The sequence below is a fragment of the Dyella thiooxydans genome (genome assembly GCF_001641285.1).
GTDB lineage: Bacteria > Pseudomonadota > Gammaproteobacteria > Xanthomonadales > Rhodanobacteraceae > Dyella_A > Dyella_A thiooxydans.
The window spans coordinates 18,813-43,573 of record NZ_CP014841.1; the positions used below are offsets into that span (position 1 = coordinate 18,813).

At 69.0% G+C, this 24,761-nt stretch carries 28 protein-coding genes; 12 read left to right on the forward strand and 16 right to left on the reverse strand.

All coding sequences use genetic code 11. The features are described 5' to 3' along the window. Window positions 1–46: 46 nt before the first annotated feature. The 5 genes from ATSB10_RS00110 to ATSB10_RS00130 form a co-directional block, all read right to left on the reverse strand. Complete coding sequence (locus ATSB10_RS00110; protein WP_157468942.1) at window positions 47–988, reverse strand: alpha/beta hydrolase; 942 nt, start codon at window positions 986–988, stop codon at window positions 47–49. Between the two features lie 50 nt (window positions 989–1,038). Further along, window positions 1,039–1,977 carry an alpha/beta hydrolase gene (locus tag ATSB10_RS00115; RefSeq protein ID WP_063669871.1) on the reverse strand — a complete coding sequence of 313 codons (939 nt, stop codon included), beginning with the start codon at window positions 1,975–1,977 and terminating at the stop codon, window positions 1,039–1,041. Window positions 1,978–2,071: 94 nt separating this feature from the next. After that, a complete protein-coding gene (locus tag ATSB10_RS00120; RefSeq protein ID WP_063674243.1) occupies window positions 2,072–2,785 on the reverse strand; it encodes a DUF4386 domain-containing protein in 714 nt (237 codons plus the stop codon). Window positions 2,786–2,820: 35 nt separating this feature from the next. Then, window positions 2,821–3,255 (reverse strand): DUF6326 family protein, encoded by a 435-nt coding sequence (locus ATSB10_RS00125; protein WP_063669872.1) that lies wholly within the window; start codon window positions 3,253–3,255, stop codon window positions 2,821–2,823. Between the two features lie 126 nt (window positions 3,256–3,381). After that, window positions 3,382–4,227 carry an oxidoreductase gene (locus ATSB10_RS00130; RefSeq protein ID WP_063669873.1) on the reverse strand — a complete coding sequence of 282 codons (846 nt, stop codon included), beginning with the start codon at window positions 4,225–4,227 and terminating at the stop codon, window positions 3,382–3,384. A gap of 113 nt (window positions 4,228–4,340) precedes the next feature. Between ATSB10_RS00130 and ATSB10_RS00135 the strand changes: the two genes are divergently transcribed. The 3 genes from ATSB10_RS00135 to ATSB10_RS00145 all read left to right on the forward strand — a co-directional run bounded on the left by ATSB10_RS00135 (window position 4,341) and on the right by ATSB10_RS00145 (window position 7,706). Next, on the forward strand, window positions 4,341–5,237 hold the full coding sequence (locus tag ATSB10_RS00135; RefSeq protein ID WP_063669874.1) for a LysR family transcriptional regulator: 897 nt from the start codon (window positions 4,341–4,343) through the stop codon (window positions 5,235–5,237). A gap of 526 nt (window positions 5,238–5,763) precedes the next feature. Beyond that, window positions 5,764–6,267: a hypothetical protein gene (locus tag ATSB10_RS00140; RefSeq protein WP_157468944.1), complete on the forward strand. Its 504-nt coding sequence runs from the start codon at window positions 5,764–5,766 to the stop codon at window positions 6,265–6,267. 11 nt (window positions 6,268–6,278) lie between these two features. Then, window positions 6,279–7,706: an XVIPCD domain-containing protein gene (locus ATSB10_RS00145; RefSeq protein WP_063669876.1), complete on the forward strand. Its 1,428-nt coding sequence runs from the start codon at window positions 6,279–6,281 to the stop codon at window positions 7,704–7,706. A 68-nt stretch (window positions 7,707–7,774) separates the two neighbouring features. Here ATSB10_RS00145 and ATSB10_RS00150 read toward each other — a convergent pair whose 3' ends face one another. Beyond that, window positions 7,775–9,340, reverse strand: a complete 1,566-nt coding sequence (locus tag ATSB10_RS00150) for an ankyrin repeat domain-containing protein (protein ID WP_063669877.1) — start codon at window positions 9,338–9,340, stop codon at window positions 7,775–7,777. A gap of 274 nt (window positions 9,341–9,614) precedes the next feature. On the opposite strand from ATSB10_RS00150, the gene ATSB10_RS00155 reads away from it, so the two are divergent. Next, the gene (locus ATSB10_RS00155) at window positions 9,615–10,409 is read left to right on the forward strand and encodes an SDR family NAD(P)-dependent oxidoreductase (protein WP_063669878.1); all 795 of its coding nucleotides are present in this window, start codon (window positions 9,615–9,617) and stop codon (window positions 10,407–10,409) included. A 28-nt stretch (window positions 10,410–10,437) separates the two neighbouring features. Here the strand turns inward: ATSB10_RS00155 and ATSB10_RS00160 are convergent, their stop codons facing one another. Then, window positions 10,438–11,352 carry a LysR family transcriptional regulator gene (locus ATSB10_RS00160; protein WP_063669879.1) on the reverse strand — a complete coding sequence of 305 codons (915 nt, stop codon included), beginning with the start codon at window positions 11,350–11,352 and terminating at the stop codon, window positions 10,438–10,440. Window positions 11,353–11,469: 117 nt separating this feature from the next. On the opposite strand from ATSB10_RS00160, the gene ATSB10_RS00165 reads away from it, so the two are divergent. Then, a complete protein-coding gene (locus ATSB10_RS00165) occupies window positions 11,470–12,219 on the forward strand; it encodes an SDR family oxidoreductase (protein ID WP_063669880.1) in 750 nt (249 codons plus the stop codon). 70 nt (window positions 12,220–12,289) lie between these two features. On the opposite strand, the gene ATSB10_RS00170 is transcribed toward ATSB10_RS00165, so the two are convergent. Further along, entirely contained in the window at window positions 12,290–12,826 is a 537-nt protein-coding gene (locus tag ATSB10_RS00170) for a carboxymuconolactone decarboxylase family protein (RefSeq protein ID WP_063669881.1), read from the reverse strand. Between the two features lie 129 nt (window positions 12,827–12,955). On the opposite strand from ATSB10_RS00170, the gene ATSB10_RS00175 reads away from it, so the two are divergent. Then, on the forward strand, window positions 12,956–13,876 hold the full coding sequence (locus tag ATSB10_RS00175; RefSeq protein WP_063669882.1) for an AraC family transcriptional regulator: 921 nt from the start codon (window positions 12,956–12,958) through the stop codon (window positions 13,874–13,876). Between the two features lie 69 nt (window positions 13,877–13,945). Beyond that, window positions 13,946–14,410: a nuclear transport factor 2 family protein gene (locus tag ATSB10_RS00180; protein WP_063669883.1), complete on the forward strand. Its 465-nt coding sequence runs from the start codon at window positions 13,946–13,948 to the stop codon at window positions 14,408–14,410. Between the two features lie 42 nt (window positions 14,411–14,452). On the opposite strand, the gene ATSB10_RS00185 is transcribed toward ATSB10_RS00180, so the two are convergent. The 5 genes from ATSB10_RS00185 to ATSB10_RS00205 all read right to left on the reverse strand — a co-directional run bounded on the left by ATSB10_RS00185 (window position 14,453) and on the right by ATSB10_RS00205 (window position 17,862). After that, the gene (locus ATSB10_RS00185) at window positions 14,453–14,977 is read right to left on the reverse strand and encodes an SRPBCC family protein (protein WP_236886460.1); all 525 of its coding nucleotides are present in this window, start codon (window positions 14,975–14,977) and stop codon (window positions 14,453–14,455) included. A 201-nt stretch (window positions 14,978–15,178) separates the two neighbouring features. Next, window positions 15,179–15,691: an OsmC family protein gene (locus ATSB10_RS00190; protein WP_063669884.1), complete on the reverse strand. Its 513-nt coding sequence runs from the start codon at window positions 15,689–15,691 to the stop codon at window positions 15,179–15,181. A gap of 64 nt (window positions 15,692–15,755) precedes the next feature. Beyond that, the gene (locus ATSB10_RS00195; RefSeq protein ID WP_157468946.1) at window positions 15,756–16,130 is read right to left on the reverse strand and encodes a hypothetical protein; all 375 of its coding nucleotides are present in this window, start codon (window positions 16,128–16,130) and stop codon (window positions 15,756–15,758) included. Window positions 16,131–16,177: 47 nt separating this feature from the next. Next, entirely contained in the window at window positions 16,178–16,777 is a 600-nt protein-coding gene (locus tag ATSB10_RS00200) for a cytochrome b (RefSeq protein WP_063669886.1), read from the reverse strand. Continuing rightward, window positions 16,774–17,862 (reverse strand): catalase family peroxidase, encoded by a 1,089-nt coding sequence (locus ATSB10_RS00205; RefSeq protein ID WP_063669887.1) that lies wholly within the window; start codon window positions 17,860–17,862, stop codon window positions 16,774–16,776. Before ATSB10_RS00205 ends, ATSB10_RS00200 begins: the two co-directional genes overlap by 4 nt. 134 nt (window positions 17,863–17,996) lie before the next feature. Between ATSB10_RS00205 and ATSB10_RS00210 the strand changes: the two genes are divergently transcribed. Together ATSB10_RS00210 and ATSB10_RS00215 are read left to right on the forward strand one after the other, a co-directional pair. Next, entirely contained in the window at window positions 17,997–18,512 is a 516-nt protein-coding gene (locus ATSB10_RS00210; protein ID WP_063669888.1) for an RNA polymerase sigma factor, read from the forward strand. Continuing rightward, window positions 18,509–19,264, forward strand: a complete 756-nt coding sequence (locus ATSB10_RS00215) for an anti-sigma factor family protein (RefSeq protein ID WP_063669889.1) — start codon at window positions 18,509–18,511, stop codon at window positions 19,262–19,264. Before ATSB10_RS00210 ends, ATSB10_RS00215 begins: the two co-directional genes overlap by 4 nt. A gap of 12 nt (window positions 19,265–19,276) precedes the next feature. Here ATSB10_RS00215 and ATSB10_RS00220 read toward each other — a convergent pair whose 3' ends face one another. Next, window positions 19,277–20,125 carry a LysR family transcriptional regulator gene (locus ATSB10_RS00220; RefSeq protein WP_063669890.1) on the reverse strand — a complete coding sequence of 283 codons (849 nt, stop codon included), beginning with the start codon at window positions 20,123–20,125 and terminating at the stop codon, window positions 19,277–19,279. Window positions 20,126–20,245: 120 nt separating this feature from the next. Here ATSB10_RS00220 and ATSB10_RS00225 point away from each other — a divergent pair, with 120 nt between their 5' ends. The 3 genes from ATSB10_RS00225 (at window position 20,246) to ATSB10_RS00235 (ending at window position 23,400) form a co-directional block, all read left to right on the forward strand. Then, window positions 20,246–21,253 (forward strand): zinc-dependent alcohol dehydrogenase family protein, encoded by a 1,008-nt coding sequence (locus ATSB10_RS00225; protein WP_063669891.1) that lies wholly within the window; start codon window positions 20,246–20,248, stop codon window positions 21,251–21,253. Between the two features lie 115 nt (window positions 21,254–21,368). After that, window positions 21,369–22,109, forward strand: coding sequence for an alpha/beta hydrolase (locus ATSB10_RS00230; protein ID WP_169816688.1), 741 nt, complete (start codon window positions 21,369–21,371; stop codon window positions 22,107–22,109). 136 nt (window positions 22,110–22,245) lie between these two features. Next, window positions 22,246–23,400, forward strand: coding sequence for a GGDEF domain-containing protein (locus tag ATSB10_RS00235; RefSeq protein WP_063669892.1), 1,155 nt, complete (start codon window positions 22,246–22,248; stop codon window positions 23,398–23,400). Between the two features lie 57 nt (window positions 23,401–23,457). Here the strand turns inward: ATSB10_RS00235 and ATSB10_RS00240 are convergent, their stop codons facing one another. Next, window positions 23,458–23,796 carry a zinc ribbon domain-containing protein YjdM gene (locus tag ATSB10_RS00240; protein WP_063669893.1) on the reverse strand — a complete coding sequence of 113 codons (339 nt, stop codon included), beginning with the start codon at window positions 23,794–23,796 and terminating at the stop codon, window positions 23,458–23,460. 348 nt (window positions 23,797–24,144) lie between these two features. Continuing rightward, on the reverse strand, window positions 24,145–24,708 hold the full coding sequence (locus ATSB10_RS00245; RefSeq protein WP_063669894.1) for a tetratricopeptide repeat protein: 564 nt from the start codon (window positions 24,706–24,708) through the stop codon (window positions 24,145–24,147). Between the last annotated feature and the right edge of the window lie 53 nt (window positions 24,709–24,761).

A 24,761-nucleotide genomic window follows, 5' to 3' on the forward strand; every position in this document is an offset into this window, starting at 1 on the left:
ATCCGGTCCGGGCGGCTCCACGGCGTAGCTTCACCCGGCGCCGTCTTCAGTGCGGAAGCACCCCGATCGCGTGCAGCCACCGCTCCGCCAGCTCCGGCCACCGCCCGACCGGCAGGTTGGGTTTGCGCAGGCCGAAGCCGTGGCCGCCTTGCGCGTACAGGTGCATCTCCGTCGGCACGCCGGCCTCGTGAAGGGCGACGTAGTAGGCCAGTGCCTGTTCCACGCCGTCGACGTGGTCGTCCTCCGCCATCACGAGGAAGGTCGGCGGGGTGTCTGCGGTGGGGTGGATGTCCGGACGCAGGCTGAGATCGTTCCCGTTGCGGGTGGCGCGGTCCTCGTCCTCGTGAGCCCACAGGTGGCCGGGGTAGATCGCCAGGGCGAAGTCGGGGCGGCTGGAAAGCCGGTCGGCAGCGTCCACCGGCGTGTAGGTGCGGTGCTGGAAGTGGGTGCTGACCGCGGCGACCAGGTGGCCGCCGGCGGAGAAGCCGATCACGCCGACCTTGTGCGGGTCGACACCCCACTCGGCCGCATGTTCGCGGACCAGTCCGAGGGTGCGCTGCGCATCCTGCAGCGCGGTCTGCACCTTGGGGTAGTAGCGGTGGTTGTCGACCCAGGTGGGGCCGGAATTCGGCACGCGGTACTTCAGCAACACGCAGGTGATGCCCCTCGAGGTGAGCCAGTCGCAGATCTCGGTGCCTTCAAGGTCCATCGCCAGGATCTGGTAGCCGCCGCCGGGAAACACCACGACCGCCGCGCCGGTGTTGTGCGCTTTTGGCGGATAGCGCGTCATCGTCGGTACGCTGACGTGGCTGACCTTCGGCCAGTCGGAGCCGACCGATTCGGGCGGCGGGTGGGGCAGGGCATCGGGCACTTCGCCCGGCCAGATCGGTACTTGTTCCAGTCCGGGGCCTGGCTGCCAGGTGGTCGCATGGAGGGTGGCGCCGACGAGGGCGAGCAGGGCGGACAGCAGCAGCGTCGGGGTTTTCATCCTGTCGACCTCGGTCGTGGCGGGTTCGGGTATCGGATGGCGGCAGGTGATCAGGGCGACAGCACGCCCTCGGTCACCAGCCACGTCTCCACCAACGCTGGCCAGTGGGTGATCGGCAGCCTGGTCGGGCGCAGGCCGAAGGCGTGGCCGCCGTGGGCGTACAGGTGCATCTCCACCGGCACGTCGGCTTCCTTCAGCGCGTTGTAGTAGGCCTGCGCCTGCTCCACGCCGTCGACGTGATCGTCCTCGGCCATCACGATGAAGGTCGGTGGCGTGCGCCTGTTAACGGGCACGTTGCGGTTGAAGCCGTCCGGTGCGGCGAGGTGTCCGGGGTAGACCGCGATGGCGAAGTCCGGGCGGGCGCTCAACGTGTCGGCGGCGTCGAGCGGCTTGTACACGGGCAGGTCGTAGTTCGTGCTTGCCTGCGCCACCAGGTAGCCGCCGGCGGAGAAGCCGAGCACGCCGATCCGGTGCGTATCGATGTGCCAGGCCGACGCGTGCTGGCGCACCAGGCGGATCGTGCGCTGCGCGTCCTGCAGGGCTGGTGTCGGTATCGCGAAGTTGTGCGCACGACAGTCGCAGTGCCAGTCGTACGGAAGGCCCGGCACGCGGTACTTCAACAGCACGCAGGTGATGCCGCGCGAGGTGAGCCAGTCGCAGACCTCGGAGCCTTCCAGGTCGATCGCCAGGATCTCGAAGCCGCCGCCTGGGAACACCACCACGGCGGCGCCAGTGTTCTTCCCCTTCGGCGGGTACACGGTGTAGGTCGGTCGGGACACGTTGTGGATCGCTTGCCACGGCTTGCCGGCCACCAGCTCGCTGGTCACCTGGGTTACCGACTCGGGCCCGGGCAGCGCCTGCGCCCCCGGTGGCGGGCCGGGCCAGACCGGTTGCTGCTTCAGTCCGTGTCCCGGTTGCCAGACGGTGGCGTGGACGGCCATGCCCCACAGGGCAAAGAGGGCGAACAGGGCCAGGCGTGGCAGCTTCATCAGGGGGCACCGGACAGGAAGGAAAGGCGCAGCATGCGCCGGTTCCGTGGAGCCGGCCGGACCGGGTGGTGGCTTTTTCCGGGAAGACGTGTCGTCAGGCCGATGGGCGTGGCGCCTTCGCACCCATCACCAGCAACCACAGGCAGGTGCCGATTTCGCCCAGCGCGGCCAGCAGCGTGACATAGCCGACGAAGTCCATGTCGTTGTAGCCGGCGACGAGCACCTGCCCGGCGAAGTCCGCGACGTAGGACAGGCCGCCCAGCATCAGCAGGTAGCCGAGCAACCGGGGCAGTTGCCCGGAGCGCACTACCAGCCAGCCGAACGGGATCAGCCAAAGGCCCCAGAAGACCTGCGCGACCAGCACAGCGCTGGCATAGCCCGACAACTGCAGCATCACCTGCGACTGCAACTGCCCGGCATCGAACGCGTGCAGCCAGGCCGCATGGCCGAGCAGGGCAAGCACGTCGAGCTTGTGCGTCAGCGAGGCGATCGACAGCGGCACGCTCACCAGCGCCAGTACCACCATCAGCGCGGCGGCGTTGCGGTTCACCGCGCCGAGCAGCCGGTACAGCAGCAGCGGCAGCAGCAGGAACTCGACGTAGCAGAACAGGCCGGCGGCGATGCCGGCGCGGTACAGCGATTCGTGCGCCAGGATGTTCTGCACGGTGGCTGCTGGATCGCCGTGGCCGCCGGTGATCGACGGCACGACCATCAGGCTGAAGATGCCGGCGATCACGTTGACCAGGTAGGCCGCACCCGCTGCGCGGGCGAGCCGGCGGGTGGACCGGTCGTTGTCGTCCATGGCCATGCGAGGGCTCCCGGTGCGGATGCGAGACGTTGCGATCAGGGCGTCGCGGGGCCGCGCCGAGGCCAGCGCCACGCAGCCCATACGATCCCCAGCGAGAGCAGCACCTCGATCACGCCAAGGAAGATATAGAACTGCCAGGCGCCCGCCATCGTCATCAGCATGATCGCGGTATAGGCCAGTCCGAGCAGCACGCTGGACCAGCGAGCCAGGGCGGCAGGCAGCAGCAGGACGGCGCAGACCATCAGCGCCGGGATCGCCATCATCGTCGAGGTGCCCAGCAGCACGCCTTGCGTGACCGCGCCGAGCGGTGCCATCCGCCCGGCCAGCATCCCGCCGAGCTTGCCCGGCACGTACAGGCCGAAGTAGTCGCCGTAGACGTAGCAGAACATCAGCGAGGCCCACAGGCCGGCCAGCTTGAGTCGCGGGCTCAGCGGCGGATCGTGCAGCGGAGCGCGTTGCGGGTCGGCCATGGCGTGATCCCTCGAGCGGAAAGGTCGTTCCGGGCGCCGCTGAGGGTAGATGGGCGCGATCGGCGGGCGGATGTGGCACAGGTCATGACTCATGGGAGGCGATGCGCCTCCCGTGAAGCATCCGGTTCAGGCGGCGGCTTCGTCGAACGCCGTCGCCGCGCCGACCGGTGTCCATGCCGCCAGATCGCACAACAGCTGCTCGGCGTGGCCGCGCACCGCGTCCAGCGCATCCTGGCCCAGCTGCAGGCGAAGCGGCGTCTGTGCGGCACGCAGGGCCCGGTCGACCGCAGCGGCAGCCTTCGCCGGGTCGCCGGCCTGGGTGGCATGCATGGCGTGGGCGAACGTGCGGGTGGCGCCGACGGTGTCGCGGTAGGCATCCAGCTCGGGCATGTGCTTCATCGATGCACCGGCGAGGTTGGTGCGGAACGCGCCGGGCTCGACGATCAGTACCTTGATGCCGAATGGTGCGACCTCGGCGGCCAGTGCCTCGGACAGACCTTCCAGCGCGAACTTGCTCGCCGAATAGGCGCCGAACCCGGCGAAGGACAGCTGCCCGCCCATGCTCGAGATATTGACGATGGCTCCCGCGCGCTGGCTGCGCAGCTGCGGCAGGGCGGCACGGATCACTGCGGCGGCGCCGAAGAAATGGGTCTCCATCTGCGCTCGCAGTTCGGCGACCGGCGTTTCCTCCACCGCACCGACGATGCCGTAGCCGGCGTTGTTGACCAGCACGTCGATGCGGCCGAAGCGCGCGACCGCCGCGGCTACGGCGGCTTCGGCGTCGCCGTCGCGGGTGACGTCGAGCGGCTGCACCAGCGCGCGTTCGGGTGCCAGCGCCGCGAGGGCGGCGATCTTGCCGGTGTCGCGCGCGGTGGCGACCACGCGGTGACCCTGTGTCAGCGCGTACCGGGCGAAGGCCTCGCCGAAGCCGCTGGATGCGCCGGTGATGAACCAGACCTGGGACGTTGCCATGGGGATGCTCCTGATGCGGCGCCGGGGTGGTGCCTTCGGGAGACACGATGCGCGCCGGGGAACTGTTTGATAATCCGGTTTTTTCCGCATGGGTTATTCGATATCGTGCAGCAATGGATCGCGATGTCCTGACCCATCTTCCGGTGGTCGCCGCCGTGGCTCGGCGGCGCAGCTTCGCCGCGGCCGCGGCAGAGCTCGGCATGAGCCCGTCGGCGATGAGTCACGCCGTGCGGCTGGTCGAGGACCGGCTGAAGTCGCCGCTGTTCGCCCGCACCACGCGCAGCGTGGCACTCACCGAAGCGGGCGAGGATTTCTTTGCCCGCGCCTTGCCGGCGCTGCGGCAACTGGCCGAAGCCAGCGAGGCGACGCGTGCGCTCAAGGGCGTGGTCAGTGGCACGTTGCGCATCAACGCGCCGCGCGTGGCGTTGCCGATGGCGCTGACCGAGCTGGTGGCGACGCTGGCCACGCGCCACCCGGACCTGGTCGTCGACGTGACCTGCGACGACGCGCTCACCGACATCGTCGCGCAGGGCTACGACGCCGGCGTGCGACTGGGCGAGATGGTGGCCGAGGACATGGTGGCGGTGCGGCTCACCCCGCCGGTGAAGGCGGTCATGGTGGCGGCGCCGGCCTATCTCGCGTCGCGCGGCACGCCGGCACGCGTGGCCGATCTGCAGGCGCACAACTGCATCAACTACCGCCAGGCCAGCACCGGCGGCACCTATGCCTGGGAGCTGCGCGAGCGCGGCAAGGACGTGACGGTGGCGGTGCGCGGCACGGCGCGCGTGTCCGATTCGCTGTTCGCCGTCGATCTGGCGCTGGCCGGCGTGGGTATCGCCTACCTGTTCGAACCGCTGGTCGCCGACCACCTGCGCGACGGTCGGCTGGTGCCGGTGCTGCCGAAGACAGCGATCGAGGAGCCGGGGTTATTCCTGTACTTCCCGCAGCGCGCATCGGAAGCGCCCAAGCTGCGTGCGCTGATCGACGCGGCGCGGGATCGGCTAGGCTGAGTCGCTGCATGACGGGGTGGCTGCGGTGGGGCACCGCATCTTTGATGAGTCTTCCGTCTACGCAGACAGGCTCCATGCAGACCCGGCGTCGCCTCCGACTACCGAATGCGGAGTGTGTCGGCGTTGCATATCGCCCGACCCGCTTGCGGGTAGTCAGGCAGGCTTCCCGATCGGCGATGGCTCTCACAAAATTGGATGCACGCCGATCGCGGATGGCTTCCCGACAGGGATATGCTTGTCGCTCGTCGTCCACACAGGAAGCTTGTGGTGCATTGCCGGTGTCCGGGTTTGCGTCCGGCGTCGAACAAGGCAGTTGTGGCGGCCCTCCCGCGGTCGCCTTCGTTGAAGGGAGATCGACATGCCTGCTTCGCGGTGCCTTTCAGCTTCCAGGCCCGTCCGTTCCAAAGGAATACCTGCCTGTGCGGGCGTTATTCCCCTCGTCATGATCCTGACCATGCTGGGCGCTTGCCGCGGGTTGCCGGCAGCGCCAAAGCCGCATCCGGAACACGCCATGGAGACACATCCGATGACCACGCCGGCCACGTCCGATCCCACTCGCGTGCAACTCAGCGCGCAGCAGGCCATGGAACGCTTCCTGGACTTGATCCGCGCCACGCGGACGTTGCAGGACATCACACCGGAATCCATGCACGAAGCCATGGGGGTGGATATTCAGTCGGTGTCTCCCGACCACTATGGCTACGGCCAGGCGTTGCCTGGCAACTGGGCGTTCAGTGTCGAACGAAAGGATGCAGGGGGCGCCGGACCGCAGGTGAACCTCAGCTTCTCTCCCATCCCGGGGAAGAGTGCTTCGCCGGAGGGGGCCTGTGAGCCGGACTTCGCGCACTTCGCGGACGCCCTGCTGGGTATGGGGTTCACCCGTCATGCGTCGCACGGAGAGCACAGCCGCTGGCTGTTCGACTACTTCGAGCGGCCAGGCATGCGGGTGGAGGTCTATCCGCGGACGCCCCGCTCTGATCGTGGCGCGCCGACCGGCCCGATCTGCGTAGACAAGGTCCTGATTCGGTAAGGAGACCGATCATGCCGTTGAGTGCCCAGGCCCAGGCCGTGGTCGATGCCTTCGGGAATCAGTCCGGCGTCACCGCAGAGCAGTTGGCCAACCTTCAGGCGACCATCGTCGCATCGCCCGCCCTGACCCGGGAAGTGAACGATGCCGTGGCACAGGGCCACCTGCAGCGCATCGTTCCGCTGAACAATCCTCATGCGGGCGGGGAGTACAACCGCGATGCGCACGAGATGCGTCTGCCGTTGGGGATGCTTTCCGCTCCGGCCGGTGGCCATTTCGACCGCGGCGAACCCACGTTCGTGCTGGGACACGAGCTGCAGCACGGTTTCAACGCAGCCGCCACGGCACAGGCACAGACCACCTTCACGCACGAGCTGGCCGTCGTCGCGCAGTCGCCGGGCCACGATCACGATTACACGGCACCGATCGGCAGGCTGATCGCGGCCAATCGGTGCGACGAAGCAGGCGCCGAGATTTCCGGTTGGAACGCTATCGTCAGCGCTGCCCGTCAGGAGGCCGCCGACCATAAGCGACCGGCGCCGACGCTGGCTGACGTCTATGCCCGCAACCCGGGGCGCATGGACGACTTCATCGACGTGGACCGCTCCCACTTTCCACCGACTTACGCGATGAAGCCGAATCTCACGGTCAACGCCGATCTCACCATGCCGGCGACCGCGCACAACATCGAGGGCATGGGGCGGAACTATTTCGACCGTTCCGGCGGCCTGGGGCATAACGGCAATTCCGACTACGCCAACTACTACGGTGCCTATGCCGTCGGCGTCGCCGCGACCTACGAGCGTCACTACAATCCGCAGGCGGCGGGACACACGGCGCCAGCCCACGAGATGAGTCTGAACCTTGCGCAGCTGCACCTGGATCCGCGGATCATGGCGGAGAACGGCATCGATCTCGGACCGGATACCCGGCCCATGCCCTATGCCGACAAGAGTACGCAGCCTCCCTCCCAGGCGCATCTCGATCATACGATCCAGACCCACGTTTACACGCCGCCCGCGCCCATCGAACCGGTCCTGGCGCCCGGTCTTAAGGACGTGGCGCATCCGGGGCATGCGCTCTATGAGCAGGCCTACACGGCCGTCCTGGCATTGGACGCGCGACACGGCCGCGAGCCCGATCAGCGCAGCGACAATCTGGCCGCAGCGCTCTGCGTCGCGGCGTGCCGCGATGGCATGAGCGCGATCCACCATGTGGAGCTCAGCGAGGACGCGTCGCGTGCTTTCGCGGTGCAGGGTGACGTGCGCTCGCCGCTCAAGCGGATTGCCCAGGTCGACACTGGCGAAGCGGTGCGGACTACGGTCGCGCAGAGCAGCCGCACCTGGGAGCAGCTCGGTCTCGAGCACTCGACGGCCGCTCTGCAGATTGCGCAGCCAACGATCGCGCCGGTGCAGCAAGCCCCGTTGCGACTGCCTGGGTAGGGCGGTACCGGTTCTCGGTAAAGAAGGCCCGGCAAGTTCGCCGGGCCTTTTGTTTCAGGGAGAGCCGCTCAGTGGCTGGGCCGACGCAGTTCGCGGAAATATGTCTCGATGTCTTCCGGGAAGGCGTATTGCGTTTCGGGCAGCGGCGAGCCGGCGTCGATCAGCGCCTGGGCGCAGCCCAGCCAGTCGCCGCCGGGCGTGGTCTGTGCCTGCGAGGCGAAGCTGAGCGTGCCGTAGACGTTGTCGTTGTAGCCGTGGCGCTCGTCGTAGTGCGCGCCATGCGCGAGCAGGAAGTCGGCCAGCGGGGCGTTGCCGCGGAACACCGCCCAGTTCAGCGCGCTGCCGTCGATGTCGCCGCCGCGGGTGGCGATCGGCCAGCCTGCTTCCACCATGACGCGGACCGCCTCGTCCTGGCCGCTGGCCGCCAGTTCCGGCAGCAGGCGCAGCTCCATCGGGTGCAGCTGGTCGATCATTCCGGGCTCGTTATCCAGCAGGCGCCGGACGGTGGCGCGGTCGGCCCGGGCGCAGGCGGCGAGCAGCGCGTCGGATGGGCTCGGGGCCTCCGGTGCGGCCCCGGCCTGCAGCAGCCGTTCGGCCACGTCGTCGAGTCCCAGGCAGCGGGCGAGGCGCAGCGCGCTGACGCCGTGGGCATTGCGCACGGAAGGGTCGGCACCGGCATCGAGCAGGATGCCGATCACCTCGGGCGAGCGGCGGCGTCGGATCGCGTGCAGCAACGGACAACCGTTAGGCCCGGGCTCGTTGGCATCGCCGCCGTGGGCGAGCATCAGGCGCACGGTCTCGGGCCGTTCGCCATCGAGCGCGCGGAACAGCGCATTGCAGCCGGTGACGCGGGCACCGGCCTCCAGCAGCAGGCGCACCAGGGTGGGGTCGGCCACTTCGGCGGCGTGGTACAGCGACTCGTTGTCGTTGGGATCGGCACCCGCCTGCAGCAGGCGCGTGGTGATGGCCACGTCATGGTTTCGGCCGGCGGCGCCGTACAGCGCGCTGAGCAGATCGTCGGGCAGTTGCGGGTCGTGCCAGCGCACGTCCGGGTCGGCGCCGGCATCGAGCAGGAGGTCGACGCAGGTACGGATGCCGGCGGCCCGCCCGGGCAGGGTGACCAGCGCCGAGAAAGTGGCGCAGACCAGCGGCGTCATACCGTTGCCGGCCCGCGCGCTGTTGGCCCACGCCGCATCGGCGGCGATCGCCGCCTGCACCACGGCGACGTCGCCGATCGCGCAGGCCAGCACCGGATCGTCATCCAGCAGCCGCGGATGCTCGCGCAACAGACGTTCGGCCAAGCGAGGCTTCGCCGGCTGGTAACCGTGACCGAAGGTCCAGCGTTGCCACTGCTCTCGACGCACGGCGGTGTCGGCCGAAACGGCCTGCAGGGCGACGTAATCCTTCAGCTGCGTCCACGACTCGAAGCCGTATTCGCGTGCCACGCAGGACTGCATGTCGTGCAGGCGCAGGTCCATCGCGGCGATCGCAGCGTGGTCGTGACTGGCGGCGGCGGGCAGCGCGAGGCGGACGCGTTCGAGCGCGGCGGGATCGCGGCGGCGGGTGCCGTCGAGCAGGGCCTTGGCCTGCTTCTTCAGGTGGTCCAGGTGTGGACGGGCGGGAAGCTCGTTCATGACAACCTCCATGCAATCAGCGCCGAAGGTCCGCAATCCCGGCTGCACAAAGGTTGATGGTGGCAAGCGTGCGACAAGTGGGTTGAACCCTTTCCGCGGACCCGGAGGCGGCTTGCGACGCCGGGGCGCGAGCATAGAGCAACGGACGGATGCGCCGCCACTCGCTTGAAAGCGCCGGCAGGGCACCCACGTCGACGTTTTCCGCCCGTGATCCCGGCGACCGCGATGACCGGCTGACCCGCACCTGCTTCTCCTCCCCGACCGGAGCTCCCTCATGCACATCGATCTGTCCTCCCGTACGGCCATCGTCACCGGCTCCACCGCCGGCATCGGCCTGGCTATCGCCAAGGGCCTGGCCGGCACCGGCGCCCACGTCGTCATCACCGGCCGCACGCAGGCACGTGTCGACGAGGCGCTCTCCGCCATCCGCGCGACGCAGCCGGACGCCAAGCTCAGCGGCGTCGCCGCCGACCTCGGTACCACCGAAGGCGCGGCCCACCTGATCGCCGTGATGCCCGAGGCGGACATCCTGGTGAACAACCTCGGCATCTTCGAGCCGAAGGCGTTCTTCGACATTCCGGACGAGGACTGGCAGCGCTTCTTCGAGGTCAACGTGATGAGTGGCGTGCGCCTGTCGCGCCACTACGCGCAGGGCATGGCACAGCGTGGCTGGGGCCGCATCCAGTTCGTGTCGAGCGAGTCGGGCGTGCAGATTCCTGCCGAGATGGTCCATTACGGCATGAGCAAGACCGCGCAGCTGGCGGTGTCGCGCGGACTGGCCGAGACCCTGGCCGGCACCGGCGTCACGGTGAACGCGATCCTTCCGGGCCCGACCCTGTCCGAGGGTGTGGGCGAGTTCTTCGGCAAGATCGCTGCCGAGCGCGGCGTGCCGCAGGCGCAGGTGGAGCAGGAGTTCATCGCCACGCATCGACCGAGTTCGCTGATCAAGCGGCTGGCGTCGGTCGACGAGGTGGCCAACCTGTCGGTGTACCTCGCCTCGGAACAAGCCTCGGCGACCACGGGTGCAGCGGTGCGCGTGGACGGCGGGGTAGTGCGTTCGGCCTTCTGACCGCGCAGCCGACGGTCGTGCCGGCGCTTCAGGAAGCGATCGGCACGCCGTCGATCAGCCGCCTCGCCAGCCGCGGCTGGCGGATCTGTTCCAGCCACCAGGCCAGCGCGCGCCCCTCGTGGTCGCCGCGCCAGGCGGCGAACAGCACGTTCGGCTCGCGCGGATCGGCCATCGCCTTTTCCACCAGCGCGCCGCTGTCGAGCAGGACGGAGACGCGGTGGCGTGGCAGCCAGCCGACGCCGAGCCCGTCGCGCTGGGCGAGGATCTTCGCGCGCATGGTCGGTACCGCCAGCGTCGCCTGGCCGCCGATCACGCCGTAGCCGCGGGCGTTGCCGCGCGAGGAGTCCGCCACCACCACCGAGCGGTGCTCGCTCACCACCGGCTGGGTCAGCGGCTCCTTCGCCCTGGCCAACGGATGCCGCGGCGAGACCGCGAACACCCACTCCATGTGGCCCAGCTCGAACCAGCGCAACTGCGGGATCGCCGGCGGCTCGTTGGTGGCACCGATCACCAGGTCGGCGCGTCCTTCGCGCAACGCTTCCCAGGTGCCGCCCAGCACCTCGCCGGTGATGCGCAGGCTGACGCCGGATTCCAGCCTGTCGAAGGCGTGGATCACCGGCAGCAGCGTCTCGAACTCGAGGATCTCGTCGGTAACCAGGTGCAGCCGGTCCTCCCAGCCGCCGGCGACCTGCTTCACCCGCCGGGTCAGGCGCGACACGTCGTGCATCAGCCGGGCCGCTTCCTGTGCCAGCAGGTGGCCGGCCGGGGTGAGCTGCAGGCGGTAGCGGCGGCGATCGAACAGCAGGGCGTCGAAACGCGCCTCCAGTTGGCGCGCGGCGTGCGACACGGTGGAAGGGGCGCGGCCCAGCCGCATCGCGGCGCGGGACAGGCTGCCGGTCTCGCGGATGGCCTCCAGCAGGGCCAGTTCGTCCTCGGTCAACATATGCAATCTCTTCGAACGAGTTCGTCGATCCGATGGTACGGCAAAGCACCGGGCGAGGCGCAGCATGTGTTCACGTTCAAACCCAACCCCGAACGTCATCCATCCAAGGAGACCGACATGAACCGTTTCGCCAACAATTCCATCCTCGTCACCGGCGGCAGCAGCGGCATCGGCCTGGCTGCGGCCAAGGCCTTCGCCGCCGAAGGCGCCCGAGTGGTGATCACCGGCCGCGACGCCACCGCGCTGTCCAGCGCGCTGTCCGAGCTGGGCCCGAACGCCGTTGCTCTTCGCAACGATGCCGGCTCGGTGGCCCAGGCCCGCCAGCTGGCCAGCGACCTGGCCGCGCAGTCGATCAAGCTCGATGCGGTGTTCATCAACGCCGGCAGCGCCAGGTTCGCCGCCTTCGCCGACGTCGACGAGGCGCTGTGGGACCAGAGCTTCGATACCAACGTGAAGGGTGCCTACTTCCAGCTGCAGGCGCTGCTGCCGCTGTTCAACGCCGGCGCCTCGGTGGTCATCAACGGCTCGATCAATGCGCACATCGGCATGCCGGCCTCGTCGGTCTATGCCGCCAGCAAGGCCGCGCTGATCAGCCTGGCCAAGACGCTGTCGGCCGAGCTGCTGCCGCGTGGCGTGCGGGTCAACGTGATCAGCCCGGGGCCGGTGGCCACCCCCCTGTACGGCAAGCTGGGCATGGACAAGGAAACCCTGGAGGCCACCGCCGCGCAGATCCTGGCGCAGGTGCCGCTGGGCCGCTTCGGTACGCCGGAGGAGATCGCCTCCACCGTGCTGCACCTGGCCTCGCCGGAGTCGGCCTTCATCGTCGGCAGCGAGATCATCGTCGACGGCGGCATGAGCCAGCTGTAGGCGGGTTCGTCAAAAAAGAAGGAGCCCGGGCATCGCATGATGCCCGGGCTCTTCGCGTGCGGCAGATGCCTCAGGCGACCTTGGGGAAGTCCAGCGTGGTGTCGTTGATGCGATTGACCATGTTGGTGAACAGGATCGCGCTGACCGCCAGCGGAATCTCCACCAGCTGTCGATCGTTGAAGCCGACCGCCTTCAGTGCGTCCACCGCGGTCGCGTCCAGCGTGCCGCGCTGCTGCACCAAGCCCAGTGCGAACTTCACCAGCGCATCGATGCGGGCGTCGCCAGCGAAGCCGCCGGCACGCAGCTCGCGGGTCTGCTCGGCGCTGTAGCCGGCCAGCTTGCCGGTCATGGTATGGGCCGCGACACAGTAGTCACAGCCAGTGGCTTCGCTCACCGCCAGGTTGATCGCCTCCTGCTCCAGTCGCGAGAGCGTGCTGCGACCCAGGGTGGCGCCGGTGTTCAATACATGGGCCAGCACGTCCGGCGAGTTGCCGCCGAGGGTGGCATAGAGGTTCGGCACCTTGCCGACCTTGCTCTTGACGGTGGCGAACAGTGCGGCGGCTTCGCCGGTGGCCTGGTCGATCGCGGGGGTATGCAGACGGGTCATGACGGTTTCTCCTTGGAAAGTGATGGCGTTTGCCGTGGGCGTCCGCCGGTGGAGAAAATGCTAGGCACCGAGGCCCGGCCGTCGTGTTCCGTGCGTCTCGATCCTTGTTGCGTTCGTCTCAGGTGACCGATGGACAGTTTGAGTGCACTGGTGGCGTCGATGGGTCTGCACGGTCGGGTGGATCTGCTGTGCCGGTTCGCCGGGCAGTGGACGGTGCCGCAGCCTGCGGCGCCGCCGGGGCAGTTGCCGTACCACGTGGTGCTGGCGGGCGCGGGTGTGCTGGAGGTCGGGCGCGAGCGGCGTCCCTTCGTCGTCGGCGACCTGGTGCTGTTTCCGCGCGGCAGCGCGCACACCATGCGCCATGCCGATGGTGCCACCGCCGCCTTCAACGAGGTGCGGCGACCGCTGGGGCGCATCGTCGAGGTGTCCAGCGACGCACCGCACAGCGAATTCGACGTGCTCTGTGGCACGTTCGAGCTGGGCCAGCATCACGCCCTGCTGCTGCGGGCGCTGCCCGAGGTGGTGCACCTGTCCACCCATGGTCGCGACGACTACGCCGGCCTGCATGCACTGATGCGGATGATGCGCCACGAGAGCGTGCAGGCCTCGCCCGGCGGCGACGCGGTGATCGCGAACCTGTCGGCATCGCTGTTCACCCTGGTGGTGCGCACCTTGATCGCCGAGGGCACGCTGCGCGAGGGCCTGCTGGCGCTGCTGGCGGATGACCGCGTGGCGCCCGCGCTGGCCGCGGTGATCGCCGCACCGGCCGAGCCGTGGACGCTGGAGCGGCTGGCCGAGGCCAGCCGGATGTCGCGCGCCAGCTTCGCCCGGCACTTCGCCGGACTGTCGTCGATGACGCCGATGGACGTGGTGACCGCACTGCGCATGGACCTGGCCGCGCGCCTGCTGCGCGAGACGCCGCGTCCGATCGAGCTGGTCGGCGAAGCCTGCGGCTACGCCTCGCGCGCCGCGTTCGGGCAGGCGTTCAAGCGCGTGCACGGGACCAGTCCGGCGGCGTGGCGCCGGGGTGCCGACACCGCGAAGATCTGACTGGCGCCGATCTTCCGCCGCGCGCAGACTCTGCCGATTGCCGACCGATCCCGAACAGGAGTCTCCGTCATGCAACGTCCACCGCTGCCGCCGTTCGACGAAACCACCGCGATCCAGAAGGTCCGCATGGCCGAGGACGCCTGGAACGGCCGTGATCCGGCGAAGGTGGCGCTGGCCTATTCGCCCGACAGCCGCTGGCGCAACCGCTCGGAGTTCCTGCAGGGGCGCGAGGCGATCGAGGCCTTTCTCACCCGCAAGTGGCAGCGCGAGCTGGACTACCGGCTGATCAAGGAGCTGTGGGCCTTCCGCGACAACCGCATCGCGGTGCGCTTCGCCTACGAGTTCCACGACGACAGCGGCCAGTGGTACCGCGCCTACGGCAACGAGAACTGGGAGTTCGACGAGAACGGTTTGATGCGCCTGCGCATCGCCAGCATCAACGACCTACCGATCGCCGAGGCCGATCGAAAATACCACTGGCCCCTAGGTCGGCGGCCCGACGATCATCCGGGCTTGAGCGAGCTGGGGCTCTGATCCCGGAACCGGGCGACCCATCGGGCCACCCGGTGTGACGGGCTACTTCGTCTCGAGGATTTTCTTCAGGTTGTCCAGGCCGGACTGGTAGACGCCGGCGATCGTGGTCGTGGCGGCCTTGTCGTCCGCGTCGGCGGCGGGGTGGTCGCCGGTGTCCTTGCGCTTGAAGGTGCCGGACCAGGTGACCCTGCTGCTGTCCTTGTCGATGGCGACCACATGCAGGCTTGAGTGGTAGTCGCTCACCGGAAGTACGCCGCCGAGGATGGTGTAGCCGAAGCGGCGGTGCGCGTCGTCGAAGCTCAGCAGCTTCTCGTGCACCCAGCCGCCGTTGCCCAGGGTGAGCTTGCGCTCGGCGCCCGGATGATTGTCGGTGCCGGCGACGATGTCGTCCCTGGTGACGGCCGGGTGCCAGGTGTTCAACCCGCCGAAGTCCTTGACCCTGGCCCACACCGTGGCGGCGGGTGCGTGGATGGTGACGCTCTTGCTGACCTTGAGCGTGGGTGCGGCGGCGAGTGCCAGTCCGGGTGCCAGGACGAGCGCGGCGGCAAGCATGCGGATGCGGTTCACGGTGTTCCTCCCCTCGATGGATGGACGCCGGCATGGGCCATGCACTGCGGGTCGGCCATTCGCCGGGCCCGTGGAATCTGGCACAGGACGACAGGAGTAGCGTGAAATCCAGCCCCCGACCTTGGTCGGATGTCGCAGATTGCGACATCGCAAGTGCTTGCGTCACATGCGATGTGTAGCCGTATGGACGTCCAAATGAATTCAGTCGCCCGACGGTGTCCGCGTGGTCGTCAGTCGTGGCCCCTTGGCCAGGGTCTGGTACACCACGCAGTAGCGCTCGGTGAGGCGGAGCAGGGTGTCCAGTTGTTCGTCCTCGGCGTCGGTATCGAGCAGGAAATGCAGGCGGATCGCGGTGAAGCCGACCGGCGCGGCCTTGTCCACGCCCAGCGTGCCGCGGAAGTCGAGGTCGCCCTCGGCCTGTACGGTGGCGTCGCGCAGCACGATGCCCAGCGCAGTGGCCACCGCGTTGAGGGTGACGCCGGCACAGGCCACCAGGGCCTCCAGGAGCATGTCGCCGGAGCATGCCGACAGGCCGTTGCCGCCGGTGGCCGGGTGCAGGCCCGCCTCCACCAGGGCGCGGCCGGTGTCCACCCGGCAGGTCACGCCCTCGCCCAGTCGTCCCTCGGCGCGCAAGGTGATTCGCGCCGCGTGCGGCGATTCCCGGTAGTGCTGCTTCAGTGGGGCCTGCACGGCCTTCAGCTCGTCGGCATTCACGGGGCGGCTCCTCGGGATGGAGCCGGCAGCTTACGCCGGGAAGGCGTGTCGAAGGGACCGCGGGCTACTCCCAACGGATATTCGCGACGTCGGGAATGCCGGGTACGATCGCTTCGACGTGACGCCACAGTGCATCCAGCGCTTCACGGTGGCGTCGTCTCCCGAACAGCCGGCCTGCCAGTGACGACTCGACTGCGGGGAACAGGCTCCATTCGGTGGTGGATCCATCGATATGGCCGCAGCCAAGCCAGAGCAGGAACGGCTTGCGGGTCACGATGACGAGCCAGCCGAAGTCCTCGGCAATCACGCCCTCGGTGATCACCCCGCGAGCCTCCAGCCGTTGCTGCATCCATCGCGCGAGTGCCTCGCCGTAGCGGCCGGGGTAGGTGGCCTCGTCCTCGTCGGGCCGGATCCCGAAGAACCCGGTATCGAAGGTCACTTGCGGTGTCGATCCGGTATTTCCCATCGTCGCTTCCCTGCCGTGGTTCAGTCGGTCGGTCTCCCGTTTACCACACCGGCGCCATCCGGCATCGGCGGGGATGGGTTTCGGGCCTGGCCACCCACCATGCTGCGCAACACCCCGTCGCGGCGGATCAGCCCGTGGTACAGCGCCGCGCCCATGTGCGCGAGGAAGGTGAGGAACAGCAGGTAGGCGAACACGCCGTGTGCGGTGCGCAGCCAGGCGAAGACCAGCGCGTTCTCCGGCAGGATCGCCGGCAAGCGCAGGCTGGCGCTGAGCATCACCGGGTAGCCCCCGGCCGAGAGCATCGCCCAGCCGATCAGCGGCATGGCGATCATCAGGGCGTACAGCAGCCAGTGCGACAGATGCGCGGCGAGTTTCTGCAGTGCTGGCAGGTCTTCCGGCAGCGGCGGTGGCGGATTCCGCAGGCGCACGACCAGGCGCACGATCGCCAGCAGCAGGATCGCGAGGCCCAGCGGCTTGTGGATCGCCAGCAGCCACTGATGCTTCTCGCTGACCGTGGCGACCATGCCGACGCCGATAAACAGCATCGCCAGGATCAGTGCGGCCATGGTCCAGTGCAGCACGCGCGCGGGCAGGCTGAAGGTGGTGCGGACGGTGCTCATCGGGCGGCCTCCGGCGGGGCGTGGGTGGGTGCGGTGGTGCCCGGGACGTGCGCTTCCTCGCGCGTGCGGCGCAGGTAGGAGTCGGCATAGGCAGCCGAGCGTGCGGGCAGCAGCGGATCGTCGGAGATGGCGATGCCGGCGGGCAGCACGGTCGGGTCGTAGTTGATGTCGCGGCACGGGCCGTTGTCCTGCGGCTGCTCGCCGGTGAGCACCAGGGTGCCGGCATCGATCGTGGTGCGGTCGGCCGGCCAGACCTTGGTGGCGTCGTCAGTCGGATCACCGGGGGCGGCCAGGGTGACCAGCAGGTGCCAGCGCTGCGGACCGCGGGCGAGGCGCTGCTTCAGATCGGAAACCAGGTAGTTGTCGTCGCCGGCCGGTGCCGGGTTCGTGTCGGTCGCTTCGGGTGCCATGCGCCAGCGCACCGCGTGACGCCCGCCTTGCGCATCGATGAAGTAGAACGCGTCCAGGCCGTAGTAGCTCTCGGTGATGAAGCTGGCCGACGGTCTGGCCGTCTTGGCCCAGGCGCGGAATGCGGCGGTCTCCGGATGCGCGGCGAAGAACGCAGCGAGTTTGGCCGGGTCCGGTTTGCCGGTGGCCGGGTCTTTCCGGCTGGCCACCTGCTGCGCGTAGAACGCCTGCGGGGTGGCCACCGGGAACACCGGCATGCTGTTCATGCCGGTGCGCCACTGCTGGCCATTCGGCAGGTTGAAGCGCAGCGCCAGGCTGCGGATCGGTACGCTGCCGTCCGGCGCGTACGGGTTGCCGCCGGGAATCGCGAAGCGGCCCACCACCGGCGTGCGACCGACGGCGAACACCGAGGCGGTGGAATACGCGCTGGCGTTGCCGTTGCCCTCGAAGTAGCCGGCCACGCACACGCCCTTGGCGTGGTTGCGGCGGTAGCCGGGATGCACGCCGCCGCCGTTGCGCTGCAGTTCGTCGACGAGGCGCTGCGCGGTGAGCCGGTGCGACGTGAGCCAGCCGCCGACATAGGCGAAGGCGCCGCCGGCGACCACGACGGCGCCGGCAATGAGTGCCCAGCGCAGGCCGTTGCGCGGCGGGCGGGAAAGCGGTTGGGGATCGTGCATGGAAGGCGCTCCGGGCCGGGTCGGCGTTGGGTGGTGACACCAGCCAGACGCCGGTCGCGCGGATTTATTCCCGCGCCGTGGAATAATTTCCTTCCTGCGGCGTCCTGCATGGCGAAACCACTGCGGCCCGATCCATGTCCGTCCACGCTTTCGACGACCAGCTCAGCGAACTGCTGCCGCGCCTGCGGCGCTTCGCGCTGTGGCTGACCCGCGACCTGTCCAGCGCCGACGACCTGGTGCAATCCACGATGGAGCGTGCGCTGTCCACGCGCGCCGCCAAGCGCGACGACGGCGACCTGCGCGCCTGGCTGTTCCGCATCCTCTACCGGCAGTTCCTCGACGCGCGGCGCCGCGCGCAGCGTTATGCCTGGCTGCTCGGCCGCCTGCGCGAGGACGACGAGCCGCAGTGGCCGTCGGCCGAGCGCGAGCTGCTGGCGCAGTCGGCGCTCGCCGCGTTCGAACACCTCACCCCCGAGCAGCGCAGCCTGCTGCTGTGGGTGACGGTGGAGGGCCTGAGCTACCAGCAGGTCGCGGACATCCTCGAGGTGCCGATCGGCACCGTGATGTCGCGCCTGTCGCGCGCACGCCAGGCGATGCGTCGCCATGGCGAGGGCGAACAACCCACCCCTTCGTTGCGGTTACTCAAATGAACACACCTCCCAGCGAACACGACATCCACGCCTACGTCGACGGCCGCCTCAAGGGCGCGCCACGCGAGGCCGTGGAGCGGTATCTGGCGCGCCACCCCGAGCGTGCCGCAGAGGTGCTGGGCTGGCAGCGCGATGCGCAGCGACTGCGTGCGGCGATCGGGGGTGCGCAGCTGCCGCCCGACAACGGCGCACTGCATCCCGGCGTGGTGCGCGCGCGTCGCCGCCAGCGCCGGATCGCGCGGCTGTCGCTCGCTGCCGCCGCCGTGCTGTGCCTGGGGCTCGGTGGCGTCGGTGGCTGGCAGGTGCGTGGCATGCGCAGCGAGGTCGCCGTCGCCCCGATGGCCGACGCGATGACCGCCTATCGCCTGGTGGCGATGGACCATGCCGCACGCCCCGACGTCGTGCCGCAGCGCGCCGGTGACATGCAGGCCTGGCTGGACGCGCACTTCGAACACGCCGCACGCCTGCCGGATCTCGGCGGCGCCGGCTTCCATGCCGTCGGCGGTCGCCTGTTCGCCACCGACCAGGGGCCGGCCGCGATGGTGCTGTACGAGGATGCGGCCGGCCACGCGATCAGCTTCTATGTGCGCCCGCCGGGCCCCCGCAACCACCTGCTGCCCACCGGCCAGCGCAGCGACGGCGGACTGGTGGCGCAGTACTGGTCGGGCCAGGGCTACAACTACGCCATGGTCAGCCGCGACGATCGGGTGGATGCGCAGGTGGCCGCGCAGGCGCGGCAGCAGTCGATCTGACCGTCGGCGTGCTCAGCCCGGGAAACGTTCGGCCAGCAGCTCGAGCAGGCTGCGTAGCCGCCCCAGTCGCTTGAGGTCACGGTGGTAGCCGATCCAGGTGTCGCGCGAGGGCGGCGGATCGCCCAGGTCGATGCGTTGCAGTTCGCCGAAGGCGTCGCCCAGCGCCGTGGGCAGTACCGCGACACCCACGCCCTCGGCACACAGGCGCGCCTGTACCTCGCGGTTGTTGCTGGTGCCGGCGACGGTGGCCTCGGGCAGGTGCTTCTTCAGCCATGCGACGTCCGGCATGCCGCCGAACGCGGCGTTCATGGTGACCAGGCGGACGCCGCGGCCGCCTTTGCGCAGGCGCGGCTGGTCGCGGTGCATATAGAGCGAGTAGGGCATGCGCAGCAGGCGCCGCGCGATCACGTCCGGCTCGTCGAACGGGGTGATGCGGAAGGCCAGATCGGCCTCGCGCCGGGCCAGGCTGTACAGCCGCGTGTCGGTGAGCAGTTCCACCATCACCGCGGGCTGGCGTCGTGCGAACTCGGCCAGTATGGGCGTGAGCACGTAGCTGCCGAACCAGTCCGATGCCGCCAGCCGCAACGACCCGCCGAGCGCGCTGCCGCCTCCGGCCAGCTGGCGCTCGAAGGCGAGCGCTTCCTCCTCCATGCGCTCGGCGCTGGCCATTACTGCATTGCCTTCGTCGGTCAGCACGAAACCGTCGGGCGTGCGCTGGAACAGGGTCTGCCCGACCGCGGCCTCCAACGCGCGCAGGCGGCGGCCCATGGTCGGCTGGGTCTGGCCCACGCGCCGGGCGGCGGCGCCGAGCGAGCCCTCGCGGGCGATGGCGAGGAAGATGCGGACGTCGCTCCATTCCATGGCAGTGCCCCTGAATGATGTTGGCATGCATTTTTGCATGGATATCGAACAGGATTGTCGATTTCCATGCATGAATTCGCGATCTACCTTGGCGCCACTCCCCCTCACGGACCCATCGCCATGAACGCTCTCCCCGCCACCATGAAAGCCGCCGTGCAACAACAGGCCGGCGCGCCGCTCCATCTCGTCGACCTGCCGCTGCCCGTGCCCGGTCCGGGCCGGGTGCTGGTCCGCGTCGCCGCGGCGGGCCTGAACCCGCTGGATACCAAGATCCGCGCCGGCAGGGCCGCCCATGCACGCCATCCACTGCCGGCCGTGCTCGGCATCGACCTGGCCGGCACGGTGGTCGCGCTCGGCCCCGACGTCGCAGGCTGGAGCATCGGCGACGAGGTCTACGGCATGACCGGCGGCGTCGGCGGCGTGCAGGGCTCGCTGGCCGAATACGCGGCGGTCGATGCCCGGCTGCTGGCGCGCAAGCCGGCGGGTTTCTCGATGCGTGAGGCGGCCGCGCTGCCGCTGGGCTTCATCACCGCCTACGAGGGGCTGGTCGACCGTGCCCGCGTGCATGCCGGGCAGCGGGTGCTGGTCCACGGAGGTGCGGGTGGCGTGGGACACCTGGCGGTACAGCTGGCGCTGGCGCATGGCGCGCAGGTGTTCGCCACCGGCGCGGCCGAAAGCCGCGAGGCGATCGAAGGCTACGGTGCCACGGCGATCGACTACCGCGTCACGCCGGTCGCCGACTACGTGCAGGCGCATACCGGCGGCGAAGGCTTCGACATCATCTACGACACCGTGGGCGGCGCCACCCTGGATGCCTCATTCGAAGCGGTCAGGCCGTACCACGGCCACGTGGTCAGCGCGCTGGGCTGGGGCACGCACGCGCTGGCGCCGCTGTCGTTCCGCGCCGCCACCTATTCGGGTGTGTTCACGCTGCGCCCGCTGCTGACCGGCGAGGGGCGCGCGCACCACGGCGGGATCCTGCGCGAGGCCACCCGGCTGGCCGACGAGGGCAAGCTGCGCATCCGCCTGGATCCGCGCGAGTTCCCTCTCGCCGGGGTGGAGCAGGCGTACCGGCTGATCGAGGAGGGTGCCGCGAACGGCAAGGTGGTGGTCACCGTGGCCAGCTGAGGCCGCGGATGGAGGGGCCGGGCGAGCCGCTGCCGCGCCAACTGGAGTAAGTTCTGCGCTGCCCACCGCCGCCGCCGGTAGCGGCTCGATCCCGATGCATCACGGAGGCCTGTCCATGCACGCACGCACTGCCCGTCTCATCGGTGTCCTGCTGCTCCTTCTTGTGGGGTGTGGCCCGGCGTTCGCCGGCGAGGCCGTGACCTTGCGCGCCGCCGATGGCGTGAGCGTCTTCGGCACGTTGAGCCCGGCCAGGCCCCACAACGACAAGGTGCTGCTGCTGTTCCACCAGGCCCGCGGCAGTCGCCACGAATACGATCCGCTGATCGCCCGGTTCAACCAGCTCGGCTACGACACGCTGGCGATCGACCAGCGTTCCGGCGGCGACCTGTTCGGCGGCCACAACCAGACGGTGCAGGTGCTGGGTCGCTCCGCCGATTACCTGGATGCCGCGCCCGACCTCGATGCCGCGCTGGCCTGGGCGCGGGATCGGCACTACGGCACCATCGTGGCGGTCGGCAGTTCCTATTCGTCGGCGCTGGTGATCCTGCTGGCCGCCCGCTATCCGGCGGGGCTCACGGCCATCGCCAGCTTCTCACCGGGGGAGTACTTCGACGACAAGGACCTGATCAAGGACGCGGCGGCCAAGGTAACGGTCCCGTTCTACATCACCACCGACCCGGCCGAGGCCGGCAACGTGGCCGAGGTACTGCGCAAGGCGCATGGGGGCAACATCACGGATTACCGTCCCAGGGCTGGTGTGCATGGTGCCTCGACCCTGGTCGAATCGCGAGATCCGGAAGGCCATTCGGCCAACCTGGAGAGCTTCGAGGCTTTCCTGCGCGATCTGGGGCACTAGGCGTCACCGGCCGGCCAGGGCGCCGGTTGTGGTGGTGGGTGGGGCGCTTTGCCGGCCGTGCGAGGCGATGCCTTCCCCGTTCCCTTCGCCACGAAACTGCGGGCATGATGCCAGTACCCGACCTGGGGGAAGTGGCTTGGGACCGCTCGATACCGACACGCTGCTCAGCGTCTACCTGGCGTTGTCCGGACTGACCGCGCTGTTCACGCTGGCAGGCGGCTGGACCACCCGCAAACCTGGCCTGTGGCTGTGGTCGGGCGCGTTCATGGCGTCGCTGCTCAGCCAGGCGATCCGGCCGGGCATCGCCGAGTTGTGGGGCCTGCAGGCCTCGAAGCCGCCCGGGCACCTGGGGGGCGTGCTGCAGGCGTTGCTGGTGCTCGCCGGCATGCGGGCTTTTCTGGGGCTGCGCATTTCATGGCTCGGCATGGCTGCGCTGTTCGCCGCGGTGACGGTGTTTTCCTTCACCCTGCTCGCGACCGGACAGATCCTGTGGTGGTCGCTGTCGGTCACCCAGGCCGTCGCTGGCCTGGTGATGGCGCGTGCCGCATGGCTCGCCTGGCAGGCGCGTCGGTCCGGCGGGAGCGGTGCGCTGGCGCTGATGGGCGCAGTGCTCGGCGTCGCGGCCCTGGTCGCACTGGCCCGCGCGGTCTCGGTGCTGCCCATCGGCATGTCGACCGCGCGGCTCGACGTAGCCAACGAACACTGGCTGATGGCCACCCTGCTGCTGGTGGTGGCCGAGGGTTTCGCCATGCTGGTGCTGGTGAACAGCTCGTTGCGTGAAGAGCTGGCAAAGCTGGCCGATTTCGATCCGCTCACGGGGCTGCTCAACCGCCGTGGTCTGCGCTCGCGACTGGAGCGGATGATGCCGCCAGCCGCCGCCGATCGCGCCGTTCCGGACCTGGCGGTGGTCCTGCTGGACCTGGACGAATTCAAGGGAATCAACGACCGCTTCGGCCATCAGGTGGGTGACGAGGTGCTGGCCGAAGTCGCACGTCGGCTCCATCGCGGCACCCGCCCCGGGAACCTGGTGGCGCGCACTGGCGGCGAGGAGTTCATGCTGGTCTGGACCGGCGAGGCCAGTGGGGCCGAGGCGGCGGGGGAGCAACTGCGCGGACTGGTTGCCGGCAGTCCGGTACCCAGCCAGGCCGGTGAAGTGGGGGTAACCGCCAGCGTGGGTGTCGCCACTGGGCCGTGGCGGGGCGACGTCAGTTTCGAGAGCCTGGTCGGGCGTGCCGATCATGCGCTCTACGCGGCCAAGCGGGCCGGACGCAACCGCGTGGTGATGGGCTGATCGACGAGCCCGGAAAGGCCGGTACTCCTCCGGCGCTCAGGCGCTTCAGGCGCCTTGTCAGGCCTTCCGCACGAATTCCGACTTGAGGCTCATCGGGCCGATGCCGTCGATCCTGCAGTCGATGTCGTGGTCACCCTCGACGAGGCGGATGTTCTTCACCTTGGTGCCGACCTTCACCACCAGCGAGGAGCCTTTCACCTTCAGATCCTTGATCACGGTGACCGTGTCGCCATCGTTGAGCACGTTGCCGTTTGCGTCGCGCACCACGCGCGCGTCGGTCTCCGCGCCCGGCTCGCCCACGGTCCACTCATGGCCGCACTCGGGGCAGACCAGCAGGCCGCGGTCCTCGTAGGTGTAGGCGGACTGGCACTGCGGGCAGGGCGGGAGGGCACTCATTGGGGGCGGCTCGTTGGACGGGACAGCGGTGCGGCACGGCGCCGACCGGGGCGTGGAGTATGGGCGGAGAATCCACGGGCCCACAAGCCGGTGGCCCCGACTTGTGGGCCCCCGGCTTCCGGCCCTGGACACGGAAGGTGCTGCGGTGACCTCGCCTTTCCGTCCACGCAGAATCGGAACAGTTGCATGGCGGCACTGCTTCTCCGGTGAGCCGGCGCGAAAATCCTTGCTCGCAAGTGTGGATGCGACGGGCCCTGGCAGACCCCGACAAGGCCGACGCCCGACTGGGCGGAAGTTAAGGAAAATCCGATTTCTGACGGACTGTACGTGCCCGGTACGCAAGCCCGGTTATTGGCCCAGTGGCTGCGATCCGTGAGGGCTGGTCCCGATGAGCCCATAGATTTTCAGTCGCTCGAATAGGAGATCGGTCCTCAGGCCGTCTTGGTACGCCGCAATGAAGTCAGCACGTGCTTTGTCGAACGCCCGGATCCGCTCGTAGGCAATGCCCCTGTTGTAGTGGGCCTCGCCATTGTCTGGCGTGATGGCCAGTGCTTTGGAGTAGTCGGCCAAGGCTCGGGCGGTCTCGCCGAGATCGTCGTATGCATTACCGCGATTGATGTAATCCTCTTCCACATCCGCCGGATGCAGAGCGATCGACTGGTTGAATGCGGTGACGGCCTCTGCAGGTTGATGATTTCGCCGAGAAGCAATGCCGATGTTTCGATAGGTCTGCGCCAGCGATGCCTGCTGCAGGTGGCCTTCCTTGATGCACGCGCGGAAAAGTTCAATCGCTCGCTGGTGGTGACCGGCTTCGGTGGCATCCCAGCCGCGATGGCAAAGGCCAAGGTCCTCCGCAAATGCGGTGGCTGGGACGAGCATGCAGGCTAGAAGGACAGGCAGGACGAAACGCATAGCGACTCCATTCGCCGGGGTGAACATCGTCGCGCTGGCGGCGATGGTTGGTG

Coding starts and splice junctions, on each gene's coding strand:
- ATSB10_RS00125 (WP_063669872.1), bottom strand. CDS start 3,255: ATGGCCGACCCGCAACGCGCTCCGCTGCACGATCCGCCGCTGAGCCCG.
- ATSB10_RS00170 (WP_063669881.1), bottom strand. CDS start 12,826: ATGACCCGTCTGCATACCCCCGCGATCGACCAGGCCACCGGCGAAGCC.
- ATSB10_RS00240 (WP_063669893.1), bottom strand. CDS start 23,796: ATGAGTGCCCTCCCGCCCTGCCCGCAGTGCCAGTCCGCCTACACCTAC.
- ATSB10_RS00140 (WP_157468944.1), top strand. CDS start 5,764: ATGACCACGCCGGCCACGTCCGATCCCACTCGCGTGCAACTCAGCGCG.
- ATSB10_RS00215 (WP_063669889.1), top strand. CDS start 18,509: ATGAACACACCTCCCAGCGAACACGACATCCACGCCTACGTCGACGGC.
- ATSB10_RS00245 (WP_063669894.1), bottom strand. CDS start 24,708: ATGCGTTTCGTCCTGCCTGTCCTTCTAGCCTGCATGCTCGTCCCAGCC.
- ATSB10_RS00115 (WP_063669871.1), bottom strand. CDS start 1,977: ATGAAGCTGCCACGCCTGGCCCTGTTCGCCCTCTTTGCCCTGTGGGGC.
- ATSB10_RS00120 (WP_063674243.1), bottom strand. CDS start 2,785: ATGGCCATGGACGACAACGACCGGTCCACCCGCCGGCTCGCCCGCGCA.
- ATSB10_RS00175 (WP_063669882.1), top strand. CDS start 12,956: ATGGACAGTTTGAGTGCACTGGTGGCGTCGATGGGTCTGCACGGTCGG.
- ATSB10_RS00130 (WP_063669873.1), bottom strand. CDS start 4,227: ATGGCAACGTCCCAGGTCTGGTTCATCACCGGCGCATCCAGCGGCTTC.
- ATSB10_RS00135 (WP_063669874.1), top strand. CDS start 4,341: ATGGATCGCGATGTCCTGACCCATCTTCCGGTGGTCGCCGCCGTGGCT.
- ATSB10_RS00160 (WP_063669879.1), bottom strand. CDS start 11,352: ATGTTGACCGAGGACGAACTGGCCCTGCTGGAGGCCATCCGCGAGACC.
- ATSB10_RS00210 (WP_063669888.1), top strand. CDS start 17,997: ATGTCCGTCCACGCTTTCGACGACCAGCTCAGCGAACTGCTGCCGCGC.
- ATSB10_RS00205 (WP_063669887.1), bottom strand. CDS start 17,862: ATGCACGATCCCCAACCGCTTTCCCGCCCGCCGCGCAACGGCCTGCGC.
- ATSB10_RS00200 (WP_063669886.1), bottom strand. CDS start 16,777: ATGAGCACCGTCCGCACCACCTTCAGCCTGCCCGCGCGCGTGCTGCAC.
- ATSB10_RS00165 (WP_063669880.1), top strand. CDS start 11,470: ATGAACCGTTTCGCCAACAATTCCATCCTCGTCACCGGCGGCAGCAGC.
- ATSB10_RS00110 (WP_157468942.1), bottom strand. CDS start 988: ATGAAAACCCCGACGCTGCTGCTGTCCGCCCTGCTCGCCCTCGTCGGC.
- ATSB10_RS00150 (WP_063669877.1), bottom strand. CDS start 9,340: ATGAACGAGCTTCCCGCCCGTCCACACCTGGACCACCTGAAGAAGCAG.
- ATSB10_RS00155 (WP_063669878.1), top strand. CDS start 9,615: ATGCACATCGATCTGTCCTCCCGTACGGCCATCGTCACCGGCTCCACC.
- ATSB10_RS00145 (WP_063669876.1), top strand. CDS start 6,279: ATGCCGTTGAGTGCCCAGGCCCAGGCCGTGGTCGATGCCTTCGGGAAT.
- ATSB10_RS00180 (WP_063669883.1), top strand. CDS start 13,946: ATGCAACGTCCACCGCTGCCGCCGTTCGACGAAACCACCGCGATCCAG.
- ATSB10_RS00220 (WP_063669890.1), bottom strand. CDS start 20,125: ATGGAATGGAGCGACGTCCGCATCTTCCTCGCCATCGCCCGCGAGGGC.
- ATSB10_RS00225 (WP_063669891.1), top strand. CDS start 20,246: ATGAACGCTCTCCCCGCCACCATGAAAGCCGCCGTGCAACAACAGGCC.
- ATSB10_RS00230 (WP_169816688.1), top strand. CDS start 21,369: ATGCACGCACGCACTGCCCGTCTCATCGGTGTCCTGCTGCTCCTTCTT.